Annotated in this window: 1 protein-coding gene and 1 pseudogene; both read left to right on the forward strand. The window is 46.8% G+C overall.

Translation table 11 applies throughout. From position 1 onward, the window contains the following. A pseudogene (locus B4G81_RS15215) lies at positions 1-249 on the forward strand (gfo/Idh/MocA family oxidoreductase); the annotation flags it as partial. Positions 250-272: 23 nt separating this feature from the next. Further along, positions 273-938, forward strand: a 666-nt coding sequence (locus B4G81_RS15220; RefSeq protein WP_414703214.1) for a sugar phosphate isomerase/epimerase family protein, incomplete at its 3' end; no start/stop codon positions are given.

Genomic DNA, 938 nt, shown 5'->3' on the forward strand with positions numbered 1-938 from the left:
GAGGGGCAGTTTGAGATCAGCCCGTCCCACATGCAAAATTTCATTGACGCGGTTCGTACCCGGAAAAATCCAATAGCCCCTGTGGAAGTGGGATGCAGTACCAACACGCTTTGCTGTATCGCGAACATTGCCACGGAGCTGCAACGCCCGGTTAAATGGGATCCTGCGATTTTGAGCTTTGGCGACGATATGGAAGCGGGAAGCCACAGGCTCTATCATTACCAGTACAGAAAACCTTATTCATTGTAGAAATATCCTATAAAAATTTCGTTATGACAAAAAAATCTTTTTCAATCGGATTGGCAATTTTTCTTTTCTGTGGCCTGTTTTTTCAGTCGGCATGCTTTGCCAGCAAGAAGCCGGACTCAAAATTCGGCGGTGTACAGATAGGGGTCATCACCTATAGTTTCCGAAGTATGCCTGACCAGTCAATCGGTGCAATTCTTGACTATACCGTACAATCGGGCATAAGTTCTGTGGAGTTGATGGGAGCGGCAGTTGAGAGTTACGCGGGAATCCCCGACACCAAAGACAAGGAAGCACTTAAGGAATGGCGAAAGAGAGTGACGATGGACAAATTTGAACCCATCCGCCACATGTTCGAAAAGAGGGGGGTAAAAATTGACATATTGAAGTTAGGACGAGAGAACTGGTCGGATGAAGAGATCGACTATGCGTTTAAAGTCTGCAAGACATTGGGAGCGAGAGGACTTTCCACCGAAATATCGGAGAAAGCGGCCAAACGTTTTGCTCCCTTCGCGGAAAAGTACAACATTTACATTATTTTCCATAATCACCTGCAACCCGCAGATCCCAACTTCAGCTTTGATAAAATACTCTCTTATAGCCCCATGATCATGCTGAATTTTGATGCGGGCCATTACTTTGGCGCCACAGGGTTAGATCCGGCCGACTTGATACAGCGCCTTCACGGCAGG

This window comes from Proteiniphilum sp. UBA5384 (assembly GCF_002410825.1).
GTDB lineage: Bacteria > Bacteroidota > Bacteroidia > Bacteroidales > Dysgonomonadaceae > Proteiniphilum.